Raw genomic sequence first — 1653 nt, forward strand, 5'->3', positions numbered from 1 at the left:
CCCGAGGACGTGGCCGCGGCCCTCAGCCGCCTCGACGCCAACGAGATGTCCTTCGACGTGGTGCGCGGCGGCGTCCTCCTGGTGACGATGCTCTGCAGCCGCAACAGCGACCTGCCGGAGGAGGCGCGCGCCCAGGTGCGCGACCAGCTCTTCCAGCAGCGCATGCAGTCCTACGCCTCGGGCTTCCTCGAGGAACTCCGGGCCGAGGCGATCATCACCTATCCCGAAGGCTGAGAGGTGGCCCGCGCCCCCATCGCGCTGACGCTGGGCGAGCCCGCCGGCATCGGCCGCGAGCTTGCCGCCATGGCCTGGACCCGGCTCGAGGGCCGCGTGCCGTTCTTCGTCGTGGGCGATCCCGGACATCTCGCGGGGCTCGGCGTGCCGGTGCGCACCATCGCCCGCCCCGCCGACGCGCTGCACGACACGCAGGCGGGCCTGCCCGTCCTGCCCCATCCCTTCCCCGCCCCCGCCGTGCCGGGCAAGCCGTCGCCCGAGAATGCACAGGCGGTCATTTCCGCGATCCAGCGGGCCGTCGACCTGGTGATGGGCGGCGAGGCCGGTGCGCTGACCACGGGGCCGATCCACAAGAAGGCGCTGATCGACGGGGCGGGCTTCGCCTATCCCGGCCACACGGAATACCTCGCCCATCTCGCAGGCGTGGAGCGCGTGGTGATGATGCTCGCAGGCCCCGACCTCAAGGTGGTGCCGACGACGATCCACATCGCGCTCAAGGACGTGCCGACGCAGCTCGACCGCAAGCTCCTGATGGACACGATCCGCATCACCGAGGCGGCGCTCCGGCACGACTTCGGCATCGAGAGCCCGCGCATCGCGGTCGCGGGGCTGAACCCGCACGCGGGCGAAGGCGGCGCCATGGGCCGCGAGGAGATCGAGCTGATCGCCCCGGTGATCGAGGCGCTGAGGGCCGAGGGCCTGGCGCTGACCGGCCCGCATTCCGGCGACACCCTCTTCCACGCCGCCGCGCGGAAGGGTTATGACGCGGCCGTCTGCATGTACCACGACCAGGCGCTCATCCCGATCAAGACGCTCGCCTTCGACGAGGGCGTGAACGTGACGCTCGGCCTGCCTTTCGTGCGCACCTCGCCCGATCACGGCACCGCCTTCGACATCGCCGGCACGGGGCGCGCGAACCCCTCGAGCCTCATCGCCGCGCTCGAGATGGCCGCGCGCATGGCCGCCTTCCGCGGCGCGGCACGGCGGTGAGTTCGATCGACGCGCTGCCGCCGCTCCGGCAGGTGATCGCGGCGCACGGGCTCTCGGCGCGGAAGGCGCTGGGGCAGAACTTCCTCCTCGACCTGAACCTCACGGCCAAGATCGCGCGGATCGCGGGCGACATCGCGGGGTCGGACGTGCTCGAGGTCGGCCCCGGCCCCGGCGGGCTCACCCGCGGGCTGCTGGCCGAAGGCGCGCGCCGCGTCGTGGCCGTGGAGAAGGACGCGCGCTGCATCCCCGCGCTTCAGGAGATCGCCGCCGCCTATCCCGGCCGGCTCGAGGTGATCCACGGCGACGCGCTGGAGCTCGACTGGGCCGAGCATCTCTCGCCCCCGGTGAAGGTCGTGGCGAACCTGCCCTACAACGTGGGAACCGAACTTCTGGCGCGCTGGCTCACGCCCGCGACATGGCCGCCGGTCT

Annotated in this window: 2 protein-coding genes and 1 pseudogene; all 3 read left to right on the forward strand. The window is 72.4% G+C overall.

Features of this window, described 5'->3' with window-relative positions; genetic code table 11:
* Nucleotides 1–234: pseudogene (locus ACTS11_RS12450) on the forward strand (peptidylprolyl isomerase); the annotation flags it as partial.
* A gap of 3 nt (nucleotides 235–237) precedes the next feature.
* Entirely contained in the window at nucleotides 238–1224 is a 987-nt protein-coding gene (gene pdxA / locus ACTS11_RS12455) for a 4-hydroxythreonine-4-phosphate dehydrogenase PdxA (RefSeq protein WP_442640635.1), read from the forward strand.
* A partial coding sequence (locus ACTS11_RS12460) for a ribosomal RNA small subunit methyltransferase A (RefSeq protein ID WP_442640636.1) occupies nucleotides 1221–1653 on the forward strand: 433 nt, incomplete at its 3' end. The genes pdxA and ACTS11_RS12460, both read left to right, overlap by 4 nt.

The sequence above is a fragment of the Roseicyclus sp. genome, from assembly GCF_052168335.1.
Classification (GTDB): domain Bacteria; phylum Pseudomonadota; class Alphaproteobacteria; order Rhodobacterales; family Rhodobacteraceae; genus Roseibacterium.